We start from the raw sequence: 26715 nt of genomic DNA, 5'->3' as shown, positions 1-26715 counted from the left end.
ACTTCCGTCCCTTTACCAGGGGACGGGAGTTTTTTTATTTGCAAAAAAACATAAAAAGGAGTTTTGTCATGCTGGATATTAAATATTTGCGCGCTAACTTTGAAGAAGTAAAAGAAAAACTGTCTCATCGCGGAGAAGATTTAGGCGACTTCAGCAAGTTTGAGGAACTGGATCAAAAACGCCGTGAACTGATTTCTAAAGTAGAAGTATTTAAAAGCAAGCGAAATGAAGTTTCAGGTCAAATTGCTGTTTTAAAACGTGAAAAACAGGATGCAGATCATCTAATTAAAGAAATGCGTGAAGTTGGCGACCGCGTGAAAGAAATGGACGATGAGCTTCGCGAGGTTGAGTCACAGCTTGAAACGTTAATGCTGTCTATTCCAAATATCCCTCATGAAAGTGTGCCTGTAGGCGAGACGGAAGACGATAATCTTCTTCACCGCGAATGGGGAGAAACTCCTGTATTTGCATTTGAACCAAAGCCGCACTGGGATGTTGCCGATCACCTTGGGATTTTGGATTTTGAACGTGCTGGAAAAGTAACCGGCAGCCGATTTGTTTTCTACCGCGGCTTAGGTGCCCGTCTCGAGCGTGCACTTATCAGTTTTATGCTTGATTTGCATATTGATGAGCACGGCTATACAGAAGTGCTTCCTCCATATATCGTAAATCGTGACAGCATGACGGGAACAGGCCAGCTGCCTAAATTCGAAGAAGATGCATTTAAAATTGCGGGTGAAGATTACTTTTTAATTCCTACAGCTGAAGTGCCTGTAACCAACATGCACCGTGAAGAGATCCTCTCTATTGATCAGCTTCCGGTCAACTATGCAGCATACAGCTCTTGCTTCCGTTCTGAGGCTGGTTCTGCAGGAAGAGATACTAGAGGATTAATCCGCCAGCATCAATTTAATAAAGTAGAGCTTGTGAAATTTGTTAAGCCGGAAGATTCTTATGATGAGCTTGAAAAACTGACAGGACATGCAGAGAAAGTTCTTCAGCTGCTGGGTCTTCCTTATCGTGTGCTAAGAATGTGCACAGCTGACCTTGGATTCACTGCAGCAAAGAAATACGACATTGAAGTATGGATACCGAGCCAGGAAACGTACCGCGAAATTTCATCTTGCAGTAACTTTGAGGCTTTCCAGGCGCGCCGCGCAGGAATCCGTTTCAGACGTGAACCTAAAGGAAAACCAGAATTTGTTCATACATTGAACGGATCTGGTCTTGCGATTGGCAGAACTGTTGCCGCGATCCTTGAGAATTATCAGCAGGAAGATGGAACAGTCGTTATTCCTGAAGTCTTGCGTCCATATATGGGGAATAGAGAAGTCATTTCACGATAATAATAACCTTTTAAGAAGGGGCCAAAATCCGTTTTGTCCCCTCCTTAAATTTTTTTGAAAAAGTTTTTTAGAATCGTTGACAAGTATATTTTAGATATGCTATATTAATTCTTGTCAGTACGGAGGTATACCCAAGTCTGGCTGAAGGGATCGGTCTTGAAAACCGACAGGGGGGTCAAACCCCGCGGGGGTTCGAATCCCTCTACCTCCTCCATTTTACATATAAAATCCAATTTTTAGCGCATAAAGATTGGAGATTGATAAAACCTGCGGCAGATTCTGCTGCAGGTTTTTTGTATATCTTTTTTTGCTGGATACAAAAAAAAATAACCGATTAGACCGGTTATTTCTTAAGTAATCTTGTCTGCTCTATAAAATGGGCGACACGCTCAACTATTGGTTCAATTGAACCTTCGTTTGCCATAATGTCATAATCGTTAATGTTGAGGCGCAAGACAGGACATGCATTAAAGTTATTAATCCAATCCTCATAGCGGCGGTGCATTTCTTCCCAATAAGCAATTGGTGTCTGCTGCTCCATCGGACGTCCGCGTTCTTTGATACGGGATAAAATATCCTCAAGGCTGCCTTCTAAGTAAATCAAAAGGTCAGGATGAGGGAAGTAAGGTGTCATGACCATCGCATCGAATAAATTCGTGTATGTTTCATAATCCACTTCTGTCATCGTGCCTTTTTCATAATGCATTTTGGCAAAAATCCCAGTATCTTCATAGATTGACCGATCCTGAATAAAACCTCCGCCGTATTCAAAAATCCGCTTTTGCTCTTTAAATCTTTCAGCAAGGAAGTAGATTTGCAGATGAAAGCTCCATCTTTCAAAATCTGCGTAAAATTTATCAAGATAGGGGTTTGTGTCTACTTTTTCAAATGAGGTGCGGAAATTCAATGCATTTGCAAGTGCATTTGTCATTGTCGATTTTCCGACACCGACAGTTCCAGCTATGGTAATGACGGCGTTGTGAGGAATGCTGTATTTCTCTCTCAAATTCATTTACTAGTAACTCCTTCATGTAAAGATTCATCCAGGCGTTTAAATATATAGGTTAAATCTTTTTCGTTTTGTACAAAATCAAGCTCATCTCCGCTGAATCTTAGAACAGGGATGGATGGGTGCTCTTTTTCCCACTGAGACATGGCCACTTCGTAGTCCTCCGATAACTGCTTTAAATAGCCGGGATCGATATTTTTTTCGATCTCTCTCCCGCGTATATCAATGCGGTTAAGCAAGGTATCAAGACTTGCATTCAAGTAAATGATCAAGTTTGGCTTTGGCATGTCGCTTGTTAAAATCGAATAAATATCAAGGTATTTATCGTATTGTTCTTTTTTAAGAGTGCGCTTTGCGAAAATAAGATTTTTATAAATATGATAATCTGCCACAACAGGCTGACTCTTTTTTAGAAATAACTGAGCAATATCTTCAAGCTGTTTATATCGATTACACAGGAAGAACATCTCTGTTTGGAAACTCCACTCTTCAATGTTTTCATAAAATTTGCCGAGAAAAGGATTCTCATCAACGATCTCTTTAAGCAAATGAAATTGATAGTGTTCTGCTATCGCTCTTGCAAGCGAAGTTTTCCCAACACCAATCGGTCCTTCCACGGTAATAAACGGTACACCATTCATCACGGGTCCTCCTACGCAAAAAAATCTATCAAAACAGACAAATTTTATTGTATCACAGTGGCAATATGAAAAGAGTAAGGTTTTAACAAAAAAGAAAAGTTTCCAATTATCCTCTCATAGCAGCAAGAGTTTTATGCGGATGCAGCAACATAAGATCTAAGGTTACATCATTGCAGAAAAGCGTTATAGCTTTACTCAGCACTCTTGCTTCCATCTCTCCTTTTTCCGTATGATGTATTCGGAATAGTAATAATATTCATAAAATGGAGGGATTTATATGCGTGAGGAAACAGCAGCAAAGGACAGTCAGGTTGAAGATTTTTTTCCGGTTAAAGATGTTGACTATCTGGAAATGTATTCAGGCAATGCCAAGCAGTCGGCTCACTATTTTTGTACTGCCTTCGGTTTTAAAATCGTCGCCTATTCAGGACTTGAGACAGGGAACAGGGAAACCGTATCCTATGTGCTTCAGCAGCAAAAGGTACGCTTAGTTATTACAGGTTCTTTAAATGATACCTCACGTGTAGCTGAATTCGTCAAGAAGCACGGGGACGGGGTAAGAGATATCGCTTTAGTCGTGGATAATGTTGAAAAGGCTTACAACGAGGCTGTTTTTAGAGGAGCCATTGCTATTACTCCGCCATTTGAATTGAAGGATGAACATGGTGCCGTTAAAAAAGCCGTAATCGGTACATACGGAGACACCATTCATTCTCTAATAGAGAGGAAAGAATACAAGGGCGCATTTATGCCGGGGTTTGAAGCGGCTGAAATGAAGATTCCTTATACAGAAGCAGGAATCATCGGCGTTGACCATGTTGTAGGAAATGTAGAGAGTATGCAGGAATGGGTTTCCTATTACGAGAAAGTGATGGGTTTTAAAGAAATGCGTCATTTTACAGATTCGGATATCAGTACAGAGTATTCATCTCTTATGTCGAAGGTTATGCATAATGGAGGCCGGATTAAATTTCCTATTAATGAGCCGGCAGAAGGAAAACGGAAATCGCAAATACAGGAATACCTGGAGTTCTTCAAAGGGCCAGGTGTGCAGCATCTTGCTATTTTAACAGAGGATATCGTCTCTACAGTTGCGATTTTAAAGAAAAATGGCGTGGAATTCCTGAAGACCCCTGAGACTTATTATGAAACACTAAGTGAACGTGTCGGAGATATTGATGAAGAGATTGATAAGCTGAAAGAACTTAACATTCTGGTGGACCGTGACGATGAAGGGTATTTGCTGCAGATTTTCACGAAGCCGATTGTCGATCGTCCCACAGTCTTTATAGAAGTGATTCAGAGAAAAGGAGCGAAAGGCTTCGGTGACGGAAACTTTAAAGCGCTTTTTGAATCAATCGAACGGGAGCAGGAGCGACGCGGTAATTTATAAGGACTTAATCCTGAAAGCAAGGTGATAAAGATGGATGTAATGCCAGAGTCGCTTCACTGGAAAGACGCTTATAAATTAATGATTGGCTCGATCCTGCCAAGGCCAATCGCTTTCGTATCGACTATTGATGAAAAAGGAGCGGCAAACTTGGCTCCGTTCAGCTTTTTTACCGCAATCTCAGCTGAACCGATGATGGTTTGTTTCTCTCCTATGAGAAAAGGGACGGATGGATCTAAAAAGGATACTCTCATCAATATTGAAAAAACGAAGGAATTTGTCATCAACATAGTGAGTGAACAAATAGCGGAACAAATGAATCAATGTGCAGGCGATTTTGATCCGGAGGTAGATGAATTTGTTCAAAGCGGGCTGACGAAGGGGAAAAGTAAGGCAGTTGCCCCTCCTCGTGTGAAAGAAAGCCTGGTTCACCTGGAATGCGAGCTGCATGATGTCTTGTATTTTGGAGAAAAAGCGGGATCCGGCAGTCTTGTCATCGGCAAGGTAAAGCACATTCATGTTGATGATGCTCTTTTCTATGAAGGGAAAATTGACTCTGAAGAACTAAAGCCGATCGGACGTCTTGCCGGGCACATGTATACAAAACCGATGACAGATACGTTTGAGATCGTAAGAAGGTGAAATCTTTATGAAGTTTGTGACATTTCAAATCCCGTACAGCAAGCAGGCAGCTGGGTGGCTTCAGGGGCATGATCTGGTGATTGATATGAACACTGTAAGCCGGGGGTTCCTTCCTGGATCCATTCAAGAATTTTTAACAGAGCATGAACGATACCTCCCGTATATTCATGAAATGAACCTGTTTGAAGAGGGGGATCTGGGAGTTTACCGGCTTTCAGAGGTGAAGCTGTCTTCACCTCTTCCAAGACCGATTAGCATTCGCGATTTTTATGCGTTTGAAGAGCATGTGAAAACCGCCCGCCAGAAAAGAGGGCTTGGTGTCATTCCGGAATGGTATCAATTTCCCGTGTTTTATTTTACTAATCACCTGGCCGTGAAAGGTCCGGAGGAAACGATTGAAGTTCCTCCATGCTGTCAGGCTCTTGATTATGAACTTGAGATTGCCTGTGTTATAGGGAAGGAGGGGCGTGACATCCCTGCAAGTGAAGCAGAAGAGTACATTTTTGGGTACTGCATCATGAATGACTGGAGTGCGCGAGATCTTCAAAGAGAAGAAATGAAAGTTGGTCTTGGTCCGGCAAAAGGAAAGGATTTCGCAACATCGCTTGGACCATACCTTGTTTCAAAAGAGGAGCTTCATCCATGTAAGACAGGAAATCGGTATGATTTAACGATGACAGCGGCTGTTAATGGAAAAGAGATATCGAAAGGGAATTTAAAAGATATTTATTATTCTTTTGCAGAGATGATTGAAAGGGCTTCTTCGGGTGTCACCTTATATCCTGGAGAAGTGATTGGCTCAGGAACCGTTGGAACCGGGTGCATTTTAGAGCTGGGGGAAGAGGTGCATCGTTATTTAAGACCGGGAGATGAGGTCGAATTAACGATAGAAGGTCTGGGCTCATTAAAAAATAAAATTGCAGCCAAAAGCAGGTGAGAGAATGTATTATCGCACGTTAGGCAAAATTCCGCATAAGAGACATACGATGTTTAAAAAAGAAGACGGAAGCCTATACCGGGAACAGGTTATGGGAACGAAGGGATTTTCAGGTACACAATCCATTCTGTATCATCACTACATGCCTACAGAGGTAGCAAAGTCAGAGCTTCTTCATTCCTATCTCCCTGAATATGAACAGATGGATTCCTTGAAACACAGACATTTCTTTACAGATGCTTTGCAAACTGAAGGGGATGCTATTGAGGCCAGAGAGTATATCCTGGGAAATGACGATCTCTTAATAGGCGTGGTTCTTGCAAAGAAACCGATGGAGTCCTATTATCGGAACGGTGATGGAGATGAATTGCTCTTTATTCATTTTGGCAATGGGACGATTGAGACGATGTTCGGTGTCATCACATACCGGCCGGGAGATTACATCAACATCCCGATAGGCACAATCTATCGTGTCGTGCCAAAAGCCGAAACAAAAATCCTTTTCATAGAATCGTTCAGCCAGATCACAACACCTAAACGATACCGAAATGAATACGGCCAGCTTTTAGAGCATAGCCCTTTTTGTGAAAGAGATTTCCGGGGTCCTGAACAGCTTCTGACAATAGAATCCCGAGGCGAGTTTGAGGTTTTGACAAAATCCAGGGGCTATATGCATAAGCATACCTTTAACCACCATCCCTTCGATGTAGCGGGATGGGACGGCTACTTGTATCCATGGGCTTTTAATATCGAGGATTTTGAGCCGATTACAGGACGGATTCATCAGCCGCCGCCTGTTCATCAAACATTTGAAGGCCACAATTTCGTTGTCTGCTCATTCGTGCCTAGAATGTACGATTATCATCCTGAGTCGATTCCGGCGCCGTATTATCACAGTAATGTCAACAGTGATGAGCTTCTTTACTATGTAGAAGGAAATTTTATGAGCCGAAAAGGAATCAAAAAGGGATCCATCACACTTCATCCAAGCGGAATTCCGCATGGTCCTCATCCCGGAAAAACGGAAGCAAGCATCGGGAAAAAAGAGACGCTTGAACTCGCGGTAATGATTGATACGTTTCGCCCGCTCAGAATTGTGAAAAAGGCCAAGGAAATTGAAGATGCCGATTACATGTATACTTGGACCTGAAAAATAAGAAAAGCAGCCGGATAGGCTGCTTTTTATGTTGGCGTTTTTACTACATCAAAGTTGTCGGCAATCAATAACCAGTTTTGCGGGAACGAGAGCCCGAGCTTCCAATAGCTCATGCCTCTTAGCTTTAATTCCTTCATTAAATCAAATTTGGCCTGAATGGAACGGGCATCCTCAAACCAGACTTCATGCTCTTTTCCTTCATTATCGCGGTAATTGAAGTGTGGAGCTTGTGCTTTCATATCATATTGAATGGGGACGTTGTATTGACTTGCTAAGCGGATCGCCTGCTGCGGGCTGATGGCTTTTGCAAATTCTCCTCCGGGCTTAAACGGCAGGGTCCAGTCGTACCCGTATAAATTCTGCCCCATCATGACTTTATTTGCCGGTATTTCTGACAGCGTGTACTCGAGGACCTCCCTAACCGGTCCAATTGGGGATACTGCCATTGGCGGTCCGCCGCTATAGCCCCACTCGTAAGTCATTACCACTACAAAATCGACAATTTCACCATGTGCTTTATAATCATGCGCCTCGTACCATTTTCCTTTTTGACCTGCGCTTGTTTTAGGGGCCAGAGCGGTAGAAATGAGCCAGCCTTCTTTTTTAAAGCGGGCTTTTGCTTTTCTTAAGAAACGATTATAGGCCTCTCTGTCAACCGGCCTTAAATACTCCATATCAAAATGGATATCGCGGAATCCGTATTTTTTCGCGGTTTCAACAATGTTATTCAGAAGTTTATTCTGGACATCCTGATTTGTTAAGACGATTCGGCCGATTTCGTCACTGAAGCCTTCATCATCTAAATTCGTCACTATCATCATTAATGTGACTCTATTGTTTTTGGCGATATTGGCAAAGTCATTTAAGAGCGGCTCATTTAGGGTGCCATCCTTTTGAATGCGGAAGCTGAACGGACCGAGGTAAGTTAAATAAGGCGCTGCTTCCCGTGCACTTTCCACCAGATTAGGACTTACCTGATTTCCGGAAGGTTCAATATAAGCATTGAATTCCGCTTTTTGTTTTGGACGGTCGGGAATATAAAGTCTGAAACCAATTTGAAGCGGGCTATTAATCGAGATTTGATTTACTTCAGATAATTCCTTTGGAGTTGAACCGTATCTTCTGCTGATAGACCACAATGTATCTCCAGGCTGCACCCAATAAAATCGCCCTTTTATCGGAATGACTATTGTCTGGCCGATAACAAGCTGGCCTGGATTGGGAATTTCATTTGTCCGGATGATCTCTTCAGCGGTTGTACTGTAAGCTTGGGCTATCCCGTATAAAGTTTGTCCTTCTCGGACAATATGTATCTGCATATTGATTCCCCTTTACTCATTCGTCATAATCTCTCTGTTACATCTTATGAAGGAACGAGCGGGAGCATGTTATATTTTTATTTGGCGGGAATCGCTATATCTGCCTGTAGGACATTTTTCATCATACGGAGAGCGTATTCATTGTCATGTTTCTCATTTGAAACAATGCAGTCAGATGGAACGGAGAGTTTATATCCCCGCATATAGGCATCATTAGCTGAAAAAAGAACACAGATGTTTCCGGCTATTCCTGACAAAATTAGATGCTGCACTTTAAGATTGTCCAGAAGCATGTTTAAGGCAGTTCCATAAAAGGCAGAATGCATGGGATTGATTAGGAAAAAATCCGTATCATCAGGATAGAGCTGTTCAATGATTGGCCTGCTCAGTTCATTTGTGCATTTTTCAGAAATCTTTTGAAAATCAGCCTGCCATAATTTATAATGATCATTTATATAAATGATGGGACGTTTTTTTTCCTGCATTTTCTTTTTTAATGAGAAAATATTCTCAGAAACTTGTTTAGCCTCATCAGCCAAAACTTCACCATGCTTAAATTTAAAATTATTTATCATATCAATAATAAGCAGGGCACAGTTATCTTTTTTAACCAAGGCGTTATCTCTCCTTTATAAAGATTAGCTTGTGTCATAATGAAATAATATATAAGGAGTACATTATGGATAAGGACACAGTATATATGGAACTTGCAATAAAAGAAGCTTTGAAAGCTAAGGCAATCGGCGAGGTTCCAATAGGTGCGGTCATCGTACATAACGATGAAGTAGTTGGATCCGGATACAATCTAAGAGAAAGTGAGCAAAGGTCAATCGCCCATGCGGAAATGATTGCGATTGATCAGGCGTGTGCCTCAATGGGTACGTGGAGGCTTGAGGATGCGACGCTTTACGTAACCCTTGAGCCCTGTCCGATGTGCGCGGGGGCGATTGTGCTTTCAAGAGTGAAAAGAGTGGTTTACGGGGCCGCAGATCCGAAAGGCGGATGTGCAGGTACGCTGATGAATCTTCTGGATGAAAAAAGATTTAACCACCAGGTTGAAGTAGCTAAAGGAATCCTTGAGAAAGAATGCGGGTTAATGCTTAGCGATTTTTTCAGGGATCTTAGAAAGCAAAAGAAAGCAGAAAAAGCTTCTTCAAAAAATTTACAGTAGCTGGATATTGCATTTTTTCCGAAAAGCTTATATACTAGATTATGCGTCGTACTAAACGGCGCACCTTAACTAGGTATCAATTTTGCCGTGCTAAGCGGGGAGGTAGCGGTGCCCTGTACTCGCAATCCGCTCTAGCGAGGCCGAATCCCTTTCCCGAGGTTAGCTGTCTGTAGGGCCTGCCTTAAGTAAGTGGTGTTGACGTCTGGGTCCTGCGCAATGGGAATCCATGAACCATGTCAGGTCCGGAAGGAAGCAGCATTAAGTGGAACCTCTCATGTGCCGCAGGGTTGCCTGGGCCGAGCTAACTGCTTAAGTAACGCTTATGGACACTAATCGACGGAAGGTGCACGGCAGTTTAATTTATAATGAACAAACCCATCCTCTTGCAGGGTGGGTTTTTTATTTGTTTGGGAAATTATTCTTCGCCCAGATCCGTAACTTAGACTCCCGGTCAGTACGGATCTGACCAAGACGCCTGCGCTTTTGATCTTTGCAAAAAAGGCTGTCTGAAATTAGTCCTTGTCCCCTTTGTAAAATACTAATTCCATAAGGTATAATAGAAGGGATGAATTTGAAGGAGGGCGTTATGTGAGTTACCAGGCTTTATACCGTGTTTGGCGGCCGCAGCAATTTCGTGATGTCGTAGGTCAAGAACATATTACAAGAACGCTTCAAAATGCCCTGCTGCAAGAAAAATTCTCGCATGCCTATCTTTTTTCCGGACCAAGAGGAACAGGGAAAACGAGTGCGGCCAAGATCTTTGCGAAAACAGTCAATTGTGAAAAAGCTCCGGTTGCAGAACCGTGCAATGAATGTTCTGCTTGCCTTGGCATCACAGATGGTTCCATTTCCGATGTGATTGAAATAGATGCTGCTTCAAATAATGGAGTAGATGAAATACGGGATATACGTGATAAAGTAAAATATGCACCGTCTTCGGTGAGCTATAAGGTTTATATCGTTGATGAAGTGCACATGCTCTCCATAGGAGCGTTCAATGCCTTGTTAAAAACGCTTGAAGAACCGCCTAAGCATGTCATCTTTATATTAGCCACAACAGAACCTCACAAAATACCGCTGACGATTATCTCCAGGTGCCAGAGATTCGATTTTAAACGAATAACAGCGGCTGCAATTGTCGGGAGAATGCAGGAGATCATTGAAGATCAGGAGATAGAAGCAGATACTGCTGCGCTTCAGGTCATTGCAAGTGCAGCGGATGGCGGTATGCGTGATGCCCTGAGTTTGCTCGATCAGGCTATTTCCTTCAGTGATGAAACCGTGACATTAGATGATGCACTGCTGATAACGGGATCAGTCTCACAGGCGATGATAGGCGAATTAATCCATGCTATGTTCAATAAAGACGTATCTGCAGCTCTGCAGGCTTTAGATGAGCTGATGAATCAGGGAAAAGATGCATCGAAACTTGTAGAAGACTTTATCTACTATTACAGGGATCTGCTGCTGCATCAAACAGCTCCGCAGCTTGAGGAAGTATTAGAGCGGGTTACAGTTGATGAACAGTTTGTGGAATTATCTAAACAGATGCCTCCCGATACAATCTACCATGCTATAGATGTCCTAAACAAAAGCCAACAGGAAATGAAATGGACAAATCACCCCCGTATTTTCCTTGAGGTGGCAATTGTTAAGCTATCCGAGCATGAGGCAAAAGCTGTTCAATCTAGTAAAAGTGAAAACCATACTGAGCTTGAAGCGACAGTGAAGAAACTTGCAAATGAATTAGAGCTTCTGAAAAAACAGGGAGTCGCAATCAGCGGACAGCAAGCGCCGCAAAATGAACAAAAGGCGCCAAAAGCCGTCCGAAGCGGGTACAAAGTGCCTGCAGGCCGGATTCAAGAAATCCTGAAAGATGCAACGAAACAAAACCTGGCAGCCATAAAGAGCCGCTGGGGAGAGCTGCTTGATTATCTGCGCAGGCAAAACAAAGTATCTCATGCAGCCCTTCTGACAGACAGTGAACCGGTAGCTGCATCAGAGACAGCATTTGTGTTAAAGTTTAAATATGAAATCCATTGTAAAATGGTAGCGGACAACAACAATCAAGTTCGCAGCAATATGGAAGCCATTCTTTTAGAATTAACGGGACGAAACATGGAAATGGTTGGCGTTCCAGAACAAGAATGGGGTAAAATAAGAGAAGATTACATACGTGATCAGCGTCAGAATGATGATGGCGATTCCCCTGAAGAAGACGAAGATCCGCTCATAGCTGAAGCAAAAAAACTAGTGGGTACAGATCTCATTGAAATAAAAGATTAATATTGGAGGAGATTTATTATGAACCGTGGCGGAATGGGCAACATGCAGAAAATGATGAAACAAATGCAAAAAATGCAGAAAGATATGGCCAAAGCGCAAGAAGAACTGGCTGAAAAAACAATTGAAGGAACAGCTGGCGGCGGTATGGTCACTGTTACGATTAATGGAAACAAAGAAGTAGTCGATGTAAACATTAAAGAGGAAGTTGTAGATCCGGAAGATATCGATATGCTTCAAGATTTAGTTCTTGCTGCTACAAATGACGCTCTGAAGAAAATGGATGAACTCACAAACGATACAATGGGTAAATTTACAAAAGGCATGAACTTGCCAGGCATGTTCTAGGAGGAATGAAATGCATTATCCTGAACCGATATCAAAGCTGATTGACAGCTTTATGAAACTGCCAGGAATTGGCCCGAAGACGGCCGTTCGTCTGGCTTTTTTTGTACTGAATATGAAAGAAGACGTTGTGCTGGATTTTGCAAAGGCCTTGGTCAATGCCAAAAGAAATCTTACGTACTGTTCTGTATGCGGTCATATTACAGATCAGGATCCCTGCTATATTTGTGAAGACCAAAGAAGAGATAAAACCGTCATTTGTGTCGTTCAGGACCCAAAAGACGTTATCGCAATGGAAAAAATGAAGGAATACTCAGGGCTGTATCATGTGCTTCAAGGTGCAATCTCACCGATGGATGGCATCGGACCTGAGGATATCAAGATTCCTGAACTGCTGAAAAGGCTTCAGGATGATACGGTGCAGGAAATCATACTCGCTACCAATCCTAACATTGAAGGTGAAGCAACCGCGATGTATATCTCCAGACTTTTAAAGCCGACAGGGATTAAAATGACGCGAATAGCACATGGCCTTCCTGTAGGCGGAGATCTGGAATATGCGGATGAAGTAACTTTATCAAAAGCTCTGGAAGGAAGACGGGAGCTTTAATATCGGGATGCCGGAGAGGGGAAGTTTCTTTGTTTTTTCGCAGAAAAGGCTGGCTTAGAAAAGAATACGATCAGCTGCTTGTTGATGACCTCCTTTTTATGAAGGATGAATGGAATCGGCAAAAACAGCTTGTTGATAAAAGTGTGGAGCCATCTCCTGAAATACTATATGAATTAAAAGTGGCTCAATCAAAATATTTCTTCTTATTAAGAGAAGCAAAAAAGAGGAATATTACAATCGGCAGGAAATAGCTTGTTCTATTTTCACCAGGCTTTCATAGATATTTAGAAAGTAATGATGAAAGTGAGTGGTGGAATGGAACCTGTCTACGTTTTTTCCATTCTCGGAGGAATCATAATCCTGCTGCTTGTTGCAGGCGCCCCGCTCAAGTCAATGCGCTGGGCTGGTCAAGTGCTTGTGAAAGTTGTAATAGGTGCATTATTTTTATTCTTCATTAATGCATTTGGTACAAGCATGGGCCTGCACATCCCCATTAATCTGACGACTGCGGGTATTTCTGGATTGCTTGGTTTGCCGGGTGTTGCTGCATTAATTATTATAAAAATGGTTATTTTATCTTAGAACAGGCGGCTGGTTTCGCTTGTTCTAATTTTTTTGTTGACACCATTTACAGCAGGTGGTATATTAATAGACGTCGCTGATGACGTTACATAAAACTTTTTAAAAAAAGTTGTTGACGGAACAGAGCGATAAATGGTATATTAAAGGGGTCGCTTCGAGAGAGTGCGACGCAATAAGTTCTTTGAAAACTAAACAAAACCAAAAGCGTACCAAACGTTTTAAATTTTTAAGTCAGCAACAAATTGAGTCACAAATTTTCTTCGGAGAGTTTGATCCTGGCTCAGGACGAACGCTGGCGGCGTGCCTAATACATGCAAGTCGAGCGGACCTCTTAGGAGGTCAGCGGCGGACGGGTGAGTAACACGTGGGCAACCTGCCTGTAAGACTGGGATAACTCCGGGAAACCGGAGCTAATACCGGATAGTATCTTGAACCGCATGGTTCAAGATGGAAAGACGGTTTCGGCTGTCACTTACAGATGGGCCCGCGGCGCATTAGCTAGTTGGTGAGGTAATGGCTCACCAAGGCAACGATGCGTAGCCGACCTGAGAGGGTGATCGGCCACACTGGGACTGAGACACGGCCCAGACTCCTACGGGAGGCAGCAGTAGGGAATCTTCCGCAATGGACGAAAGTCTGACGGAGCAACGCCGCGTGAGTGATGAAGGTTTTCGGATCGTAAAACTCTGTTGTTAGGGAAGAACAAGTGCGAGAGTAACTGCTCGCACCTTGACGGTACCTAACCAGAAAGCCACGGCTAACTACGTGCCAGCAGCCGCGGTAATACGTAGGTGGCAAGCGTTGTCCGGAATTATTGGGCGTAAAGCGCGCGCAGGCGGTTTCTTAAGTCTGATGTGAAAGCCCCCGGCTCAACCGGGGAGGGTCATTGGAAACTGGGAAACTTGAGTGCAGAAGAGGAGAGTGGAATTCCACGTGTAGCGGTGAAATGCGTAGAGATGTGGAGGAACACCAGTGGCGAAGGCGACTCTCTGGTCTGTAACTGACGCTGAGGCGCGAAAGCGTGGGGAGCGAACAGGATTAGATACCCTGGTAGTCCACGCCGTAAACGATGAGTGCTAAGTGTTAGAGGGTTTCCGCCCTTTAGTGCTGCAGCTAACGCATTAAGCACTCCGCCTGGGGAGTACGGTCGCAAGACTGAAACTCAAAGGAATTGACGGGGGCCCGCACAAGCGGTGGAGCATGTGGTTTAATTCGAAGCAACGCGAAGAACCTTACCAGGTCTTGACATCCTTTGCCACTTCTAGAGATAGAAGGTTCCCCTTCGGGGGACAAAGTGACAGGTGGTGCATGGTTGTCGTCAGCTCGTGTCGTGAGATGTTGGGTTAAGTCCCGCAACGAGCGCAACCCTTGATCTTAGTTGCCAGCATTCAGTTGGGCACTCTAAGGTGACTGCCGGTGACAAACCGGAGGAAGGTGGGGATGACGTCAAATCATCATGCCCCTTATGACCTGGGCTACACACGTGCTACAATGGATGGTACAAAGGGCTGCGAGACCGCGAGGTTTAGCCAATCCCATAAAACCATTCTCAGTTCGGATTGCAGGCTGCAACTCGCCTGCATGAAGCTGGAATCGCTAGTAATCGCGGATCAGCATGCCGCGGTGAATACGTTCCCGGGCCTTGTACACACCGCCCGTCACACCACGAGAGTTTGCAACACCCGAAGTCGGTGGGGTAACCGTAAGGAGCCAGCCGCCTAAGGTGGGGTAGATGATTGGGGTGAAGTCGTAACAAGGTAGCCGTATCGGAAGGTGCGGCTGGATCACCTCCTTTCTAAGGATATATGAGGACGCTTTTGGTTTTTGTTTAGTTTTGAGAGAACTTTGTTCCCTCTAAGTGAATAGCAGTTTACTTTAGAAGTAAGCGAAGAATCATTTGCGCGTACTTTTTTGTACGTCACAAACATTCTTTTATTCATACTTATGAGATGGGCCTATAGCTCAGCTGGTTAGAGCGCACGCCTGATAAGCGTGAGGTCGATGGTTCGAGTCCATTTAGGCCCACCATCTCTTAAATTCATATGGGGCCTTAGCTCAGCTGGGAGAGCGCCTGCCTTGCACGCAGGAGGTCAGCGGTTCGATCCCGCTAGGCTCCACCAAGAAGTTGTTCTTTGAAAACTGGATAACGTAATTGATAACAAGTAATTCACTGAGATTTACGCTTACCATAATTAGTGATTTTCTAGACATTTATGTCTAAACAAACAACGAAATGCGAAACGCATCTGATGGTGCGATTGACCATTTAGGTTAAGTTATGAAGGGCGCACGGTGGATGCCTTGGCACTAGGAGCCGATGAAGGACGGGACTAACACCGATATGCTTTGGGGAGCTGTAAGTAAGCTTTGATCCAGAGATTTCCGAATGGGGAAACCCACTGTTCGTAATGGAACAGTATCTTTATCTGAATACATAGGATAATGAAGGCAGACCCGGGGAACTGAAACATCTAAGTACCCGGAGGAAGAGAAAGCAAACGCGATTTCCCAAGTAGCGGCGAGCGAAACGGAATTAGCCCAAACCAAGAGGCTTGCCTCTTGGGGTTGTAGGACACTCTATACGGAGTTACAAAGGAACGGGGTAGATGAAGTGACCTGGAAAGGTCCGTCAGAGAAGGTAATAACCCTGTAGTCGAAACTTCGTTCCCTCCAGAGTGGATCCTGAGTACGGCGGGACACGAGAAATCCCGTCGGAAGCAGGGAGGACCATCTCCCAAGGCTAAATACTCCCTAGTGACCGATAGTGAACCAGTACCGTGAGGGAAAGGTGAAAAGCACCCCGGAAGGGGAGTGAAAAGATCCTGAAACCGTGTGCTTACAAGTAGTCAGAGCCCGTTAATGGGTGATGGCGTGCCTTTTGTAGAATGAACCGGCGAGTTACGATCCCGTGCAAGGTTAAGTTGATGAGACGGAGCCGCAGCGAAAGCGAGTCTGAATAGGGCGTTTTAGTACGTGGTCGTAGACCCGAAACCAGGTGATCTACCCATGTCCAGGGTGAAGTTCAGGTAACACTGAATGGAGGCCCGAACCCACGCACGTTGAAAAGTGCGGGGATGAGGTGTGGGTAGCGGAGAAATTCCAATCGAACCTGGAGATAGCTGGTTCTCTCCGAAATAGCTTTAGGGCTAGCCTCAAGTATGAGAGTCTTGGAGGTAGAGCACTGATTGGACTAGGGGCCCTCATCGGGTTACCGAATTCAGTCAAACTCCGAATGCCAAAGACTTGCTCCTTGGGAGTCAGACTGCGAGTGATAAGATCCGTAGTCAAGAGGGAAACAGCCCAGACCACCAGCTAAGGTCCCAAAGTATACGTTAAGTGGAAAAGGATGTGGAGTTGCTTAGACAACCAGGATGTTGGCTTAGAAGCAGCCACCATTTAAAGAGTGCGTAATAGCTCACTGGTCGAGTGACTCTGCGCCGAAAATGTACCGGGGCTAAACGTATCACCGAAGCTGTGGACTGTTCTTACGAACAGTGGTAGGAGAGCGTTCTAAGGGCGTTGAAGCTAGACCGTAAGGACTGGTGGAGCGCTTAGAAGTGAGAATGCCGGTATGAGTAGCGAAAGAGGGGTGAGAATCCCCTCCACCGAATGCCTAAGGTTTCCTGAGGAAGGCTCGTCCGCTCAGGGTTAGTCGGGACCTAAGCCGAGGCCGAAAGGCGTAGGCGATGGACAACAGGTTGATATTCCTGTACCACCTCCTCACCATTTGAGCAATGGGGGGACGCAGGAGGATAGGGCAAGCGCGCTGTTGGATATGCGCGTCCAAGCAGTTAGGCTGAGAAGTAGGCAAATCCGCTTCTCATATAAGGCTGAGCTGTGATGGCGAGGGAAATTTAGTACCGAAGTTCCTGATTCCACACTGCCAAGAAAAGCCTCTAGCGAGGTGAGAGGTGCCCGTACCGCAAACCGACACAGGTAGGCGAGGAGAGAATCCTAAGGTGAGCGAGAGAACTCTCGTTAAGGAACTCGGCAAAATGACCCCGTAACTTCGGGAGAAGGGGTGCTTTTTAGGGTTCATAGCCCTGAAAAGCCGCAGTGAATAGGCCCAGGCGACTGTTTAGCAAAAACACAGGTCTCTGCGAAGCCGCAAGGCGAAGTATAGGGGCTGACGCCTGCCCGGTGCTGGAAGGTTAAGAGGAGAGGTTAGCGCAAGCGAAGCTTTGAATTGAAGCCCCCAGTAAACGGCGGCCGTAACTATAACGGTCCTAAGGTAGCGAAATTCCTTGTCGGGTAAGTTCCGACCCGCACGAAAGGCGTAACGATCTGGGCACTGTCTCAACGAGAGACTCGGTGAAATTATAGTACCTGTGAAGATGCAGGTTACCCGCGACAGGACGGAAAGACCCCGTGGAGCTTTACTGTAGCCTGATATTGAATTTTGGTACAGCTTGTACAGGATAGGTAGGAGCCTTGGAAGCCGGAGCGCCAGCTTCGGTGGAGGCATTGGTGGGATACTACCCTTGCTGTATTGAAATTCTAACCCACAGCCCTGATCGGGCTGGGAGACAGTGTCAGGTGGGCAGTTTGACTGGGGCGGTCGCCTCCTAAAATGTAACGGAGGCGCCCAAAGGTTCCCTCAGAATGGTTGGAAATCATTCGCAGAGTGTAAAGGCACAAGGGAGCTTGACTGCGAGACCTACAAGTCGAGCAGGGACGAAAGTCGGGCTTAGTGATCCGGTGGTTCCGCATGGAAGGGCCATCGCTCAACGGATAAAAGCTACCCCGGGGATAACAGGCTTATCTCCCCCAAGAGTCCACATCGACGGGGAGGTTTGGCACCTCGATGTCGGCTCATCGCATCCTGGGGCTGTAGTCGGTCCCAAGGGTTGGGCTGTTCGCCCATTAAAGCGGTACGCGAGCTGGGTTCAGAACGTCGTGAGACAGTTCGGTCCCTATCCGTCGTGGGCGCAGGAAATTTGAGAGGAGCTGTCCTTAGTACGAGAGGACCGGGATGGACGCACCGCTGGTGTACCAGTTGTCTTGCCAAAGGCATCGCTGGGTAGCTATGTGCGGAAGGGATAAGTGCTGAAAGCATCTAAGCATGAAGCCCCCCTCAAGATGAGATTTCCCATCACGCAAGTGAGTAAGAACCCTGAAAGATGATCAGGTTGATAGGTCTGAGGTGGAAGCGCGGTGACGTGTGGAGCTGACAGATACTAATCGTTCGAGGACTTAACCACAGTCTAATATGTGTAAATGTAAGTGAATCTTGTTATCAAACGTTATTTAGTTTTGAAAGAATAACATAACATTCTTTCTAATCAATTGCATATTGTCTGGTGATGATGGCAAAGAGGTCACACCCGTTCCCATGCCGAACACGGAAGTTAAGCTCTTTAGCGCCGATGGTAGTTGGGGGTTTCCCCCTGTGAGAGTAGGACGTTGCCAGGCACGCATAAAAAAGAACAGCAGAGATGCTGTTCTTTTTTTGTATGGAATAAGAGATAAATGGCCTTTTTCTGGCTGCACTTGGCAAATGAATCTTTTAAGAAACAGACAAAGCACTCATTTAAGAGAGCTTTACGAACTTACTCTCCAAAACAGCGTTTAACTCTCCGCTGGAGTATTGCAACAGGTCTGTAACCTCATTTCACTGTCCAAAACCGGGCTCTAACTATTCAACAGCCAAAATATCATCTGCCGCCACCTTTAATGAGCCTTCCGCCTAGATATTTTTTTGTAGACAAACACGATTTATGAACACCATCATACAATTAGAGAGGGTAAGATAATTCATAATTTTGTATACAACTTTTAATCTGTGGCAAAACTGTTTGTATGGAGGTGGAGAGCATTGAATTCGGAAGATTTAAAGAAACCGGCTGGAGAAACGTGTATTATATGTGATACGGAAAAGGCGAAGGGAATTCATCTCTATACAAGCTTTGTTTGTACAGATTGTGAGATTGATATGATTCAGACAGAAACAGAAGATCCTAAATATAAATTTTTTATTGATAAGCTGCGGAGAGTGAAAACGCCGCCGCTCTATTCTTAAGCTGCCGGGTCAGGCAGCTTTTTCTATTGACCTACTACTGATATAATAACGGTAATACATGATAAAGGACGGTTTTTGTTTAGATGGATACTCCACTGTATTCAGCCCTGAAAAGGCATGCGATGAAGCACCCGGTTTCGTTTCATGTACCCGGGCATAAATATGGACAGATTTTTTCTCAAGAGGCAATAGATGATTTTGAAAAGATTTTAAAGTTAGATGCGACGGAGATCACAGGATTGGATGATCTTCATGATCCAAGCGGCCCGATTGCAGAGGCTCAGGAGCTTGCTGCAGCTCTATATAAGGCAGATAAAACGTACTTTTTAGTAAATGGTTCAACCTCAGGAAATATCGCAATGATTATGGCTTGCTGTGAGAGAGATAAGCCGGTTTTAGTCCAGCGGAACAGTCATAAATCCATTATTAATGGAATTAGGCTTGCAGGAGCCTGTCCAGTATTTCTGGCGCCAAAATTTGATGAAGAGTTGATGGTGCCTTCTTATGTGCCGCAGGAAACCATTGCTGAAGCTATAAATGAATATCCAGATGCATCAGCTTTAATTTTAACGAGTCCGAATTATTATGGCTTGGCGTGTGACCTGCATGGTGCAGTAAAGCTTGCCCATGAAAAGAATATCCCTGTTTTGGTGGACGAGGCACACGGTGCCCATTTTTATACTGGGGGATCCTTTCCCGCAATCTGCATTAGAGGCTGGTGCAGATGTTGTTGTTCACTCTGCCCATAAAACATTGCCGGCAATGACAATGGGTTCCTATTTGCATGTGAATGGCAAATTGGCAAATGCAAACCGTATAGGTCACTATCTATCCATTTTACAGAGCAGCAGTCCGTCTTATCCAATCATGGCCTCATTGGACTTAGCAAGAGCTTATTTAGAGGGTTTAATATCTGCAAAAGCAGTTGATTCCATCTCTGACGCAATAAACTCTTTTGAAAATACGATTATGGAAATAGATGAGCTTTGTATTGTTCGTTCCAAAGACAGGAAGGCAAGTACAGATCCTCTTAAACTTACGATTAAATCAAATATCGGAATGACTGGTTTTGAGCTTCAGAGTCACTTAGAGGCTTCTGGCATCTATACGGAGCTTGCAGACCTCCAGAATGTATTGCTCGTTTTGCCGTTAACAAGTAAGATGGCGCCTGAATTTGGGTATACCACTATAAAGGGTACTTTCGGTGGAAAAAACGAGCTGAATCCTCTACTCTTCCAAACTGGCACCCGCCCTATCAGCATGCCCCTATCCTATTATCAGTTAAATGGGTATAGTAGAGAGGTTGTATCTTTTAAGGATGCGGCCGGCTTATTAAGCGGAGACGCTGTAATTCCATATCCGCCGGGAATCCCTCTTTTAATGGAGGGAGAACGAATCACGAAGGAACATATCAGCCAAATACAGGTGCTGATACAAGGCGGTGCAAGGTTTCAGGGAAGCAGTGCACTGTCAGAAGAAAAGCTTGCAGTTTATATAAAGAAAAGGTGATTGTAATGAAAGGGATTTTTATCACATTCGAAGGGCCTGATGGTGCAGGGAAGACAACCATCCTGAATATGCTGTCAGAGGAATTCAGGGAAAAGGGTATAGAGGCAGTATTCACCCGTGAACCAGGAGGAATCCGGATTGCTGAGCAAATCCGTGAAGTGATTTTAAATAAAGAAAATACAGAAATGGATTCAAGAACAGAGGCTTTGCTGTATGCAGCTGCAAGACGCCAGCATATTGTAGAGAAAGTAATTCCTGCCTTAAATGAGGGAAAACTGATTATCTGTGACCGGTTTATTGATAGTTCCTTAGCCTATCAGGGGTATGCGAGAGAAATCGGTGTAGATGATGTTTATTCTATTAATATGTTTGCGATTGACGGTGTCATGCCTGAGGTTACTTTATACTTTGATATAGAGCCTGAGCGCGGTCTGATGAGAATCAGCGGCAATGACGGCAGAGAAGTGAACAGACTGGATCTTGAGAAGATGGACTTTCATTTAAAGGTTCAGCAGGGCTATAAACATTTAATTGATAAATTCCCTGAACGGATAAAAGTTATTAATGCCGATCAGTCTATTGCTGAGGTCTATCATGATGTGAAGGAAGTTTTAATTCCTTATTTAAAGTAAACGCTGATATAATAAGTAACAACAATGTTACAATTACCATAAATGAAACAATGCTTTATCAGGATTAAGCTGTTAAACTATAAGGAGGCATACCTATGAAAATGATTATTGCGGTTGTACAGGATCAGGACAGCAATAAGCTTTCAAGCGCATTGGTTGAACATAATTTCAGAGCAACGAAACTTGCATCGACTGGCGGGTTTTTGAAGTCAGGCAATACAACCTTCATGATTGGTACGGAAGACGCGCGTGTTGAGAAAGCATTAGCCGTTATTAAAGAGAACTGCCAATCAAGAGAACAGCTTGTAGCTCCAGTGTCTCCCATGGGCGGGAATGCGGATTCGTATGTACCTTATCCTGTTGAAGTTGAAGTTGGCGGAGCGACAGTCTTTGTACTTCCGATCGAACAATTCCACCATTTTTAAGGTGCGGGCATAAATGAAGATCAATCAAGAGCTTCGTACTGGATTAGATAAGAGAAACGCCAAACAGAAAACAACAGCAGCCGGATCCAAACCATTTTCAGAAATAGTGCTGAAACAAGAATCCAAGCTGCAGCTGCAGCAATTAAATACATTGATGGCAAACGTTGAAGAGGCTGGCCGGCGTGTTGCGAAATCCCGGAATATGCGGGATCTCTCAAGATATAAATCGCTTGTCAGACGATTCATACAGGAAGCTGTGGACTATGGGCTGAAAGTAAAGCAGTCCGGAAGCTGGGACTATAGCGGAAACACCCGGTCACTGGTCACCGTAGAACAACTGGATCAGCATCTAATTGAACTGACGGAAAATCTGCTCAATGAAGATCAGTCATCCATCGACATACTGGCAAAAATAGGTGAAATTAAAGACCTTTTAATTAACCTCTATACGTAAAGAGTGATAGATATGACGATGAGTACTTGGAATGAGCTGGCCGATTATCAGCCTAAAGTACTGAAACTGCTGGGCAACAGTCTCGAAAAAAAACGGCTTGCTCATGCATACCTTTTTGAAGGAAAAAAAGGTACAGGAAAAAAAGAAATCAGCCTGCTTCTCGCCAGAAGCTTCTTTTGTGAAAATACCGAAGATTTCAGACCTTGTGAGTCATGCAGAAACTGCAAACGCATCCACTCCGGCAATCATCCGGATGTCCATTTAGTTGAACCGGACGGTTTATCGATAAAAAAGTGGCAGATTCAAGATCTTCAGGGAGAATTCACAAAAACCGGCGTTGAATCAAGCAAAAAAATGTACATTATTTCGCATGCTGACAAAATGACGGCCAATGCTGCCAACAGTCTGCTGAAATTTTTAGAAGAACCAAATGCCAATACGATGGCCATTTTGATGACTGAACAAGTGCATCAAATTTTAAATACAATCCTATCAAGGTGCCAAACGCTTACATTTATGCCGCTGCCAACTTCAGCTATTGAGAAAGAGCTGTTAAAGCGGGAGGTATCTCCTAATTTTGCGAGACTTGCAGCAAGAATGACCAATAATGTTGAAAAAGCACTCGAATTAAGTCGAGATGATTGGTTTGCACAGGCAAGACTTGTAGTGATAAAATTATATGAAGTGATATCAAAGCGAAACGGACAGGCATTTGTCCAAGTTCAAACGCAATGGATGCCATTTTTCGCAGAAAAAGAAAAGCAGGACATGGGTTATGACTTGCTATTATATTTATATAAAGACATTCTTTCCATCCAAATTGGCAATACGGATCATGTTATCTATCAAGATCTGCTTCCACAGTTAGAACAGCACGCCATTCAAGTATCCAGACAAAAGATCCTTGAAAAAATCACTTCTATTTTAGAAGCAAAAAAAAGACTCCAGATGAATGTGAGTCCACAATTACTGATGGAGCAATTGGTTTTATCTTTGCAGGAGGGATAAGATTGTACGATGTAGTGGGTGTCCGCTTTAAAAAAGCGGGTAAAATATATTATTTCGACCCTAATGGGCTTCAAATAGAAAACGCCGATTTTGTTATTGTCGAAACGGTAAGAGGTGTAGAGTTCGGCAAAGTTGTAATTCATAAGAAACAAGTTGGCGAGAATGATATTGTCTTGCCGCTTAAAAAGGTTCTTCGTGTGGCTGATGAGAAAGACCGCCTGATCGTAGACGAAAATCATCATGCTGCAAAAGAAGCCTACGAGGTTTGTCAGCAAAAAGTGAACGAGCACAGGCTTGATATGAAACTTGTTGATGTTGAATATACGTTTGACAGAAACAAGGTTATTTTTTACTTCACTGCTGACGGACGAGTTGATTTCAGAGAATTGGTTAAGGATCTCGCTGCCATCTTTAAGACTCGAATTGAGTTAAGACAAATCGGGGTCAGAGATGAGGCGAAAATGCTTGGCGGCATCGGACCTTGCGGAAGAATGCTGTGCTGTTCCACTTTCTTAGGGGATTTCGAACCGGTTTCCATTAAGATGGCCAAGGATCAGAATCTTTCGTTGAATCCAACAAAAATCTCAGGGTTATGCGGCAGATTAATGTGCTGCTTAAAATATGAGAATGATGAGTACGAATCTGCTAAAGAACAGCTTCCGGATATTGGAGAATCGATCGGCACTCCAATCGGCATCGGAAAAGTAGTCGGGTTAAATATATTGGAACGGGTATTGCAGGTTGAACTTTCAGAAAAAGACCGCGTGGTTGAATTTACTTGGGAAGAATTAATGAAAGAAGGCGCAGTTCCAATGAAATCCACAGATTAATGAGGTGGAACAAGTGGATAAAAAAGAGATCTTTGAATCTGTAAGCAGTATGGAGGAACAAATCGGCTCTCTGTATCGACAGCTTGGAGAGCTGAAGCATCATTTAGGCGAGCTGCTTGAGGAAAATCATCATTTGCAGCTTGAAAATGATAACCTTCGCAGGCGGCTAAACTCGACTGCTGCGACAGAAAAAAAGAAGCAAAATAAACAGCATACAGATAAACAAGCACTGGATTCAAAGATTGTGGACATTGGAGAGGGATACGACAATCTGGCCCGTCTTTATCAGGAAGGCTTCCATATTTGCAATGTTCATTATGGAAGTGTCCGCAAAGATGGAGACTGCTTGTTTTGTCTTTCCTTTCTTAATAAGAAATAAACTGGCTTTCCTGCTTATGGGAAAGCTTTTTTTATGGAAGAGGAACACTTTGTCAATACTAACAAAAAAGAAAGGATTTTATGATGGTTGATTTAATTGGAGATGAACGTCTCGATTATTTATTGGCAGAAGATTTAAGGATTATTCAAAGTCCGTCTGTTTTTGCCTTTTCTTTAGATGCTGTCCTTCTTTCGAAATTCGCATATATGCCGATACAAAAGGGACGGGTCATTGATTTATGCTCTGGAAATGCAGTTGTGCCCCTGCTTCTATCTACAAGATCAAAAGCAATGATTACAGGAGTTGAAATTCAGGAGAGATTATTTCAAATGGCAGAAAAAAGTGTGGCCTACAATCAGCTTCAGGATCAAATTACCATGATTCATGGAGACTTAAAGGATATGCCGGCAGCACTCGGTCACGGGAAATTCGATGTGATTACGTGCAATCCTCCTTATTTTAAAACTCCTAAGAAAGACGAAATGAATCAAAATGAACACCTTGCCATTGCCCGTCATGAAATCCTCTGCACACTTGAGGATGTTATTATGGCCAGCAGCAAGCTTTCAAGAATGGGCGGCAAAATAGCGCTTGTTCATCGTCCGGGAAGATTAATTGAAATTGTAGAGCTAATGAAGAAATATAAAATTGAACCTAAGCGGATTCAGCTTGTTTACCCAAAACAGGGAAAGGAAGCGAATACCCTTTTAATAGAAGGAATTAAAGGCGGACAGCCTGATTTAAAGATTCTGCCTCCGCTGTTTGTATATGACGAAAACAATGAATACACAAAAGAAGTAAAAGAGATTTTATATGGAGACAAATAGCACTCATTTCTTTTATGTGCTCGAATGCAGGGATGGAAGCTACTATGCAGGCTACACAAATGACCTTGAAGCACGCATTCAAAAACATAATGCTGGAAAAGGCGCTAAATACACCCGTGCAAGAAAACCAGTATCTTTGCTATATAACAAGGAGTTTGAAACAAAAAGCGAGGCTCTGAAAGCAGAATATTACTTCAAAAAGCTGTCGAGGAAAAAGAAGGACGAATTTTTGAATATGCCTGATGAGGAGAAGGTATGGGGATTTTCGCAGGGAGAGGATGATGATACAAATGCAGGAACAAAAAAGCTTTAACCAAGATACAGAGTGGGGATCCCTTTACCTGGTCCCAACTCCTATAGGGAATTTAGAAGATATGACGTTTCGCGCAATCAATATTTTAAAAGAGGTTGATGTAATTGCAGCTGAGGATACACGGGAGTCGAAAAAGCTGTGCAATTACTTTGAAATCGATACTCATCTGATTAGTTACCATGAGCACAATAAGGAATCAAGCGGCCATAAAATTCTTGAGCTGATGAAGCAGGGAAAAAACATTGCGTTAGTAAGTGATGCCGGGATGCCGATTATTTCAGATCCAGGCAGCCAGCTTGTAAATGAAATTTTGGCTGAGAATGGAAAGGTTATACCTCTCCCGGGTGCAAATGCAGCCCTGACGGCTTTAGTAGCATCAGGAATTACCCCTCAGCCATTCTTCTTTTTCGGATTTTTGGAAAGACAGAAAAAAGAGAAGAAAAAGCAGCTGGAAGAATTATCGAAGCGCACAGAAACGATGATTTTTTATGAATCTCCCCATCGGTTAAAGGAAACTCTGGCGGTGATGAGTGAAATATTGGGCAACCGCAGAATATGCTTATCAAGAGAGCTGACCAAACGCTTCGAGGAATTTATCCGGGGAACAATAAACGACGCTTTAATGTGGTCGGAGGAAAATCAGATTCGCGGTGAGTTTTGTTTAATCGTTGAAGGAAGAGATGAAAAGGACGTGATCGCGGAAGAAGAGTGGTGGAACCCCCTTACTCTTGAAGAACATGTCAGTCATTATGTCCGTGAAGGCCATCCTTCAAAAGAAGCCATTAAGCAGGTAGCAAAAGAACGCGGCATACCGAAGCGGGATGTTTATCAGTCTTATCATGTAAATGAATAAAATAAAAAGACCTGACAGAAAGTGTCAGGTCTTTT

General features: G+C 43.7%; 27 protein-coding genes, 3 tRNA genes, 3 rRNA genes, 1 other RNA gene and 1 other annotated feature (1 of these 35 cut by a window edge). Of the genes, 30 read left to right on the top strand and 4 right to left on the bottom strand.

The genetic code is table 11. The features are described 5' to 3' along the window. Window positions 1–15, top strand: a binding site (T-box leader) (it extends 205 nt beyond the left edge of the window). A 53-nt stretch (window positions 16–68) separates the two neighbouring features. Both serS and QFZ72_RS01945 read left to right on the top strand, forming a co-directional pair. Next, the gene (gene serS, locus QFZ72_RS01950) at window positions 69–1346 is read left to right on the top strand and encodes a serine--tRNA ligase (protein WP_307428742.1); all 1278 of its coding nucleotides are present in this window, start codon (window positions 69–71) and stop codon (window positions 1344–1346) included. A gap of 121 nt (window positions 1347–1467) precedes the next feature. Then, window positions 1468–1560: transfer RNA gene (locus QFZ72_RS01945), tRNA-Ser, on the top strand. A 129-nt stretch (window positions 1561–1689) separates the two neighbouring features. Here QFZ72_RS01945 and QFZ72_RS01940 read toward each other — a convergent pair. Both QFZ72_RS01940 and QFZ72_RS01935 read right to left on the bottom strand, forming a co-directional pair. Beyond that, the gene (locus QFZ72_RS01940; RefSeq protein ID WP_252207824.1) at window positions 1690–2358 is read right to left on the bottom strand and encodes a deoxynucleoside kinase; all 669 of its coding nucleotides are present in this window, start codon (window positions 2356–2358) and stop codon (window positions 1690–1692) included. Then, window positions 2355–2996 (bottom strand): deoxynucleoside kinase, encoded by a 642-nt coding sequence (locus QFZ72_RS01935; RefSeq protein WP_307428736.1) that lies wholly within the window; start codon window positions 2994–2996, stop codon window positions 2355–2357. Before QFZ72_RS01935 ends, QFZ72_RS01940 begins: the two co-directional genes overlap by 4 nt. 277 nt (window positions 2997–3273) lie before the next feature. On the opposite strand from QFZ72_RS01935, the gene hppD reads away from it, so the two are divergent. From hppD to QFZ72_RS01915, 4 genes are read left to right on the top strand one after another with little or no spacing between them, the layout of a single operon-like run. After that, entirely contained in the window at window positions 3274–4389 is a 1116-nt protein-coding gene (hppD, locus tag QFZ72_RS01930) for a 4-hydroxyphenylpyruvate dioxygenase (protein WP_307428733.1), read from the top strand. A 30-nt stretch (window positions 4390–4419) separates the two neighbouring features. After that, a complete protein-coding gene (locus QFZ72_RS01925) occupies window positions 4420–5028 on the top strand; it encodes a flavin reductase family protein (protein ID WP_307428730.1) in 609 nt (202 codons plus the stop codon). 7 nt (window positions 5029–5035) lie between these two features. Continuing rightward, the gene (locus QFZ72_RS01920; protein ID WP_307428727.1) at window positions 5036–5965 is read left to right on the top strand and encodes a fumarylacetoacetate hydrolase family protein; all 930 of its coding nucleotides are present in this window, start codon (window positions 5036–5038) and stop codon (window positions 5963–5965) included. A 4-nt stretch (window positions 5966–5969) separates the two neighbouring features. After that, on the top strand, window positions 5970–7115 hold the full coding sequence (locus tag QFZ72_RS01915; protein ID WP_307428725.1) for a homogentisate 1,2-dioxygenase: 1146 nt from the start codon (window positions 5970–5972) through the stop codon (window positions 7113–7115). 32 nt (window positions 7116–7147) lie between these two features. Here QFZ72_RS01915 and QFZ72_RS01910 read toward each other — a convergent pair whose 3' ends face one another. Then, window positions 7148–8440 carry a glycoside hydrolase family 18 protein gene (locus QFZ72_RS01910; protein ID WP_307428722.1) on the bottom strand — a complete coding sequence of 431 codons (1293 nt, stop codon included), beginning with the start codon at window positions 8438–8440 and terminating at the stop codon, window positions 7148–7150. A gap of 77 nt (window positions 8441–8517) precedes the next feature. Beyond that, window positions 8518–9054 carry a cysteine hydrolase family protein gene (locus QFZ72_RS01905; protein ID WP_307428721.1) on the bottom strand — a complete coding sequence of 179 codons (537 nt, stop codon included), beginning with the start codon at window positions 9052–9054 and terminating at the stop codon, window positions 8518–8520. A gap of 65 nt (window positions 9055–9119) precedes the next feature. Here QFZ72_RS01905 and tadA point away from each other — a divergent pair, with 65 nt between their 5' ends. The 24 genes from tadA (at window position 9120) to rsmI (ending at window position 26680) form a co-directional block, all read left to right on the top strand. Next, complete coding sequence (gene tadA / locus QFZ72_RS01900) at window positions 9120–9611, top strand: tRNA adenosine(34) deaminase TadA (protein WP_307428719.1); 492 nt, start codon at window positions 9120–9122, stop codon at window positions 9609–9611. An 85-nt stretch (window positions 9612–9696) separates the two neighbouring features. Further along, window positions 9697–9962, top strand: an RNA gene (gene ffs, locus QFZ72_RS01895) — signal recognition particle sRNA large type. 237 nt (window positions 9963–10199) lie between these two features. Beyond that, entirely contained in the window at window positions 10200–11897 is a 1698-nt protein-coding gene (dnaX, locus tag QFZ72_RS01890) for a DNA polymerase III subunit gamma/tau (RefSeq protein WP_307428716.1), read from the top strand. Window positions 11898–11915: 18 nt separating this feature from the next. Further along, entirely contained in the window at window positions 11916–12242 is a 327-nt protein-coding gene (locus QFZ72_RS01885; RefSeq protein ID WP_307428713.1) for a YbaB/EbfC family nucleoid-associated protein, read from the top strand. 10 nt (window positions 12243–12252) lie between these two features. Next, entirely contained in the window at window positions 12253–12849 is a 597-nt protein-coding gene (gene recR, locus QFZ72_RS01880; RefSeq protein WP_070875719.1) for a recombination mediator RecR, read from the top strand. 29 nt (window positions 12850–12878) lie between these two features. Next, a complete protein-coding gene (locus tag QFZ72_RS01875) occupies window positions 12879–13100 on the top strand; it encodes a YaaL family protein (RefSeq protein WP_223438862.1) in 222 nt (73 codons plus the stop codon). Window positions 13101–13146: 46 nt separating this feature from the next. Continuing rightward, window positions 13147–13431 carry a pro-sigmaK processing inhibitor BofA family protein gene (locus tag QFZ72_RS01870; RefSeq protein WP_373464393.1) on the top strand — a complete coding sequence of 95 codons (285 nt, stop codon included), beginning with the start codon at window positions 13147–13149 and terminating at the stop codon, window positions 13429–13431. A gap of 257 nt (window positions 13432–13688) precedes the next feature. Beyond that, window positions 13689–15226 (top strand): 16S ribosomal RNA (locus QFZ72_RS01865). Window positions 15227–15382: 156 nt separating this feature from the next. Further along, a tRNA-Ile gene (locus tag QFZ72_RS01860) sits at window positions 15383–15459 on the top strand. Between the two features lie 16 nt (window positions 15460–15475). Then, window positions 15476–15551, top strand: a tRNA-Ala gene (locus tag QFZ72_RS01855). Between the two features lie 149 nt (window positions 15552–15700). Continuing rightward, window positions 15701–18632: ribosomal RNA gene (locus QFZ72_RS01850) — 23S ribosomal RNA — on the top strand. Window positions 18633–18727: 95 nt separating this feature from the next. Then, window positions 18728–18843, top strand: a 5S ribosomal RNA gene (gene rrf, locus QFZ72_RS01845). Together the 16S, 23S and 5S rRNA genes with 2 tRNA genes alongside form the textbook arrangement of a ribosomal RNA operon. A gap of 403 nt (window positions 18844–19246) precedes the next feature. Continuing rightward, window positions 19247–19450, top strand: coding sequence for a sigma factor G inhibitor Gin (locus QFZ72_RS01840; RefSeq protein ID WP_252202992.1), 204 nt, complete (start codon window positions 19247–19249; stop codon window positions 19448–19450). 83 nt (window positions 19451–19533) lie between these two features. Beyond that, window positions 19534–20199 carry an aminotransferase class I/II-fold pyridoxal phosphate-dependent enzyme gene (locus QFZ72_RS01835; RefSeq protein WP_307428706.1) on the top strand — a complete coding sequence of 222 codons (666 nt, stop codon included), beginning with the start codon at window positions 19534–19536 and terminating at the stop codon, window positions 20197–20199. Continuing rightward, window positions 20117–20959: an Orn/Lys/Arg family decarboxylase gene (locus tag QFZ72_RS01830; protein WP_307428704.1), complete on the top strand. Its 843-nt coding sequence runs from the start codon at window positions 20117–20119 to the stop codon at window positions 20957–20959. The genes QFZ72_RS01835 and QFZ72_RS01830 overlap by 83 nt, the downstream gene beginning before the upstream one ends. 5 nt (window positions 20960–20964) lie before the next feature. After that, entirely contained in the window at window positions 20965–21591 is a 627-nt protein-coding gene (gene tmk, locus QFZ72_RS01825) for a dTMP kinase (protein WP_307428701.1), read from the top strand. A 95-nt stretch (window positions 21592–21686) separates the two neighbouring features. Beyond that, window positions 21687–22016 carry a cyclic-di-AMP receptor gene (locus QFZ72_RS01820; protein WP_223438867.1) on the top strand — a complete coding sequence of 110 codons (330 nt, stop codon included), beginning with the start codon at window positions 21687–21689 and terminating at the stop codon, window positions 22014–22016. Between the two features lie 13 nt (window positions 22017–22029). Then, window positions 22030–22470, top strand: a complete 441-nt coding sequence (locus QFZ72_RS01815) for a YaaR family protein (protein WP_307428698.1) — start codon at window positions 22030–22032, stop codon at window positions 22468–22470. An 18-nt stretch (window positions 22471–22488) separates the two neighbouring features. Beyond that, window positions 22489–23478: a DNA polymerase III subunit delta' gene (gene holB, locus QFZ72_RS01810; protein ID WP_373464654.1), complete on the top strand. Its 990-nt coding sequence runs from the start codon at window positions 22489–22491 to the stop codon at window positions 23476–23478. 2 nt (window positions 23479–23480) lie between these two features. Next, a complete protein-coding gene (gene ricT, locus QFZ72_RS01805; RefSeq protein WP_133313855.1) occupies window positions 23481–24308 on the top strand; it encodes a competence/sporulation regulator complex protein RicT in 828 nt (275 codons plus the stop codon). Between the two features lie 13 nt (window positions 24309–24321). Further along, the gene (gene yabA / locus QFZ72_RS01800) at window positions 24322–24687 is read left to right on the top strand and encodes a DNA replication initiation control protein YabA (RefSeq protein WP_223438871.1); all 366 of its coding nucleotides are present in this window, start codon (window positions 24322–24324) and stop codon (window positions 24685–24687) included. A gap of 83 nt (window positions 24688–24770) precedes the next feature. Beyond that, window positions 24771–25514 (top strand): tRNA1(Val) (adenine(37)-N6)-methyltransferase, encoded by a 744-nt coding sequence (locus QFZ72_RS01795; RefSeq protein ID WP_307439540.1) that lies wholly within the window; start codon window positions 24771–24773, stop codon window positions 25512–25514. Next, a complete protein-coding gene (locus QFZ72_RS01790; protein WP_307428690.1) occupies window positions 25501–25827 on the top strand; it encodes a GIY-YIG nuclease family protein in 327 nt (108 codons plus the stop codon). Before QFZ72_RS01795 ends, QFZ72_RS01790 begins: the two co-directional genes overlap by 14 nt. Next, window positions 25805–26680: a 16S rRNA (cytidine(1402)-2'-O)-methyltransferase gene (rsmI, locus tag QFZ72_RS01785; protein WP_307428687.1), complete on the top strand. Its 876-nt coding sequence runs from the start codon at window positions 25805–25807 to the stop codon at window positions 26678–26680. The genes QFZ72_RS01790 and rsmI overlap by 23 nt, the downstream gene beginning before the upstream one ends. The last annotated feature ends 35 nt before the right edge of the window (window positions 26681–26715 follow it).

The organism is Bacillus sp. V2I10, assembly GCF_030817055.1.
In the GTDB taxonomy this organism is placed as follows: domain Bacteria; phylum Bacillota; class Bacilli; order Bacillales; family Bacillaceae; genus Bacillus_P.
Note: the sequence above shows the minus strand (reverse complement) of the source record. Positions and strands in the feature narration are given on the sequence as shown.

What these genes read in the sequence shown, in the direction of transcription:
- holB (WP_373464654.1), top strand. Translation starts at nt 22,489, where the DNA reads ATGAGTACTTGGAATGAGCTGGCCGATTATCAGCCTAAAGTACTGAAA.
- QFZ72_RS01935 (WP_307428736.1), bottom strand. Translation starts at nt 2,996, where the DNA reads ATGAATGGTGTACCGTTTATTACCGTGGAAGGACCGATTGGTGTTGGG.
- tadA (WP_307428719.1), top strand. Translation starts at nt 9,120, where the DNA reads ATGGATAAGGACACAGTATATATGGAACTTGCAATAAAAGAAGCTTTG.
- QFZ72_RS01885 (WP_307428713.1), top strand. Translation starts at nt 11,916, where the DNA reads ATGAACCGTGGCGGAATGGGCAACATGCAGAAAATGATGAAACAAATG.
- QFZ72_RS01795 (WP_307439540.1), top strand. Translation starts at nt 24,771, where the DNA reads ATGGTTGATTTAATTGGAGATGAACGTCTCGATTATTTATTGGCAGAA.
- tmk (WP_307428701.1), top strand. Translation starts at nt 20,965, where the DNA reads ATGAAAGGGATTTTTATCACATTCGAAGGGCCTGATGGTGCAGGGAAG.
- rsmI (WP_307428687.1), top strand. Translation starts at nt 25,805, where the DNA reads ATGCAGGAACAAAAAAGCTTTAACCAAGATACAGAGTGGGGATCCCTT.
- QFZ72_RS01820 (WP_223438867.1), top strand. Translation starts at nt 21,687, where the DNA reads ATGAAAATGATTATTGCGGTTGTACAGGATCAGGACAGCAATAAGCTT.
- QFZ72_RS01790 (WP_307428690.1), top strand. Translation starts at nt 25,501, where the DNA reads ATGGAGACAAATAGCACTCATTTCTTTTATGTGCTCGAATGCAGGGAT.
- QFZ72_RS01870 (WP_373464393.1), top strand. Translation starts at nt 13,147, where the DNA reads ATGAAAGTGAGTGGTGGAATGGAACCTGTCTACGTTTTTTCCATTCTC.
- recR (WP_070875719.1), top strand. Translation starts at nt 12,253, where the DNA reads ATGCATTATCCTGAACCGATATCAAAGCTGATTGACAGCTTTATGAAA.
- QFZ72_RS01835 (WP_307428706.1), top strand. Translation starts at nt 19,534, where the DNA reads ATGGATACTCCACTGTATTCAGCCCTGAAAAGGCATGCGATGAAGCAC.
- QFZ72_RS01915 (WP_307428725.1), top strand. Translation starts at nt 5,970, where the DNA reads ATGTATTATCGCACGTTAGGCAAAATTCCGCATAAGAGACATACGATG.
- hppD (WP_307428733.1), top strand. Translation starts at nt 3,274, where the DNA reads ATGCGTGAGGAAACAGCAGCAAAGGACAGTCAGGTTGAAGATTTTTTT.
- QFZ72_RS01815 (WP_307428698.1), top strand. Translation starts at nt 22,030, where the DNA reads ATGAAGATCAATCAAGAGCTTCGTACTGGATTAGATAAGAGAAACGCC.
- serS (WP_307428742.1), top strand. Translation starts at nt 69, where the DNA reads ATGCTGGATATTAAATATTTGCGCGCTAACTTTGAAGAAGTAAAAGAA.
- QFZ72_RS01925 (WP_307428730.1), top strand. Translation starts at nt 4,420, where the DNA reads ATGGATGTAATGCCAGAGTCGCTTCACTGGAAAGACGCTTATAAATTA.
- QFZ72_RS01910 (WP_307428722.1), bottom strand. Translation starts at nt 8,440, where the DNA reads ATGCAGATACATATTGTCCGAGAAGGACAAACTTTATACGGGATAGCC.
- QFZ72_RS01920 (WP_307428727.1), top strand. Translation starts at nt 5,036, where the DNA reads ATGAAGTTTGTGACATTTCAAATCCCGTACAGCAAGCAGGCAGCTGGG.
- QFZ72_RS01940 (WP_252207824.1), bottom strand. Translation starts at nt 2,358, where the DNA reads ATGAATTTGAGAGAGAAATACAGCATTCCTCACAACGCCGTCATTACC.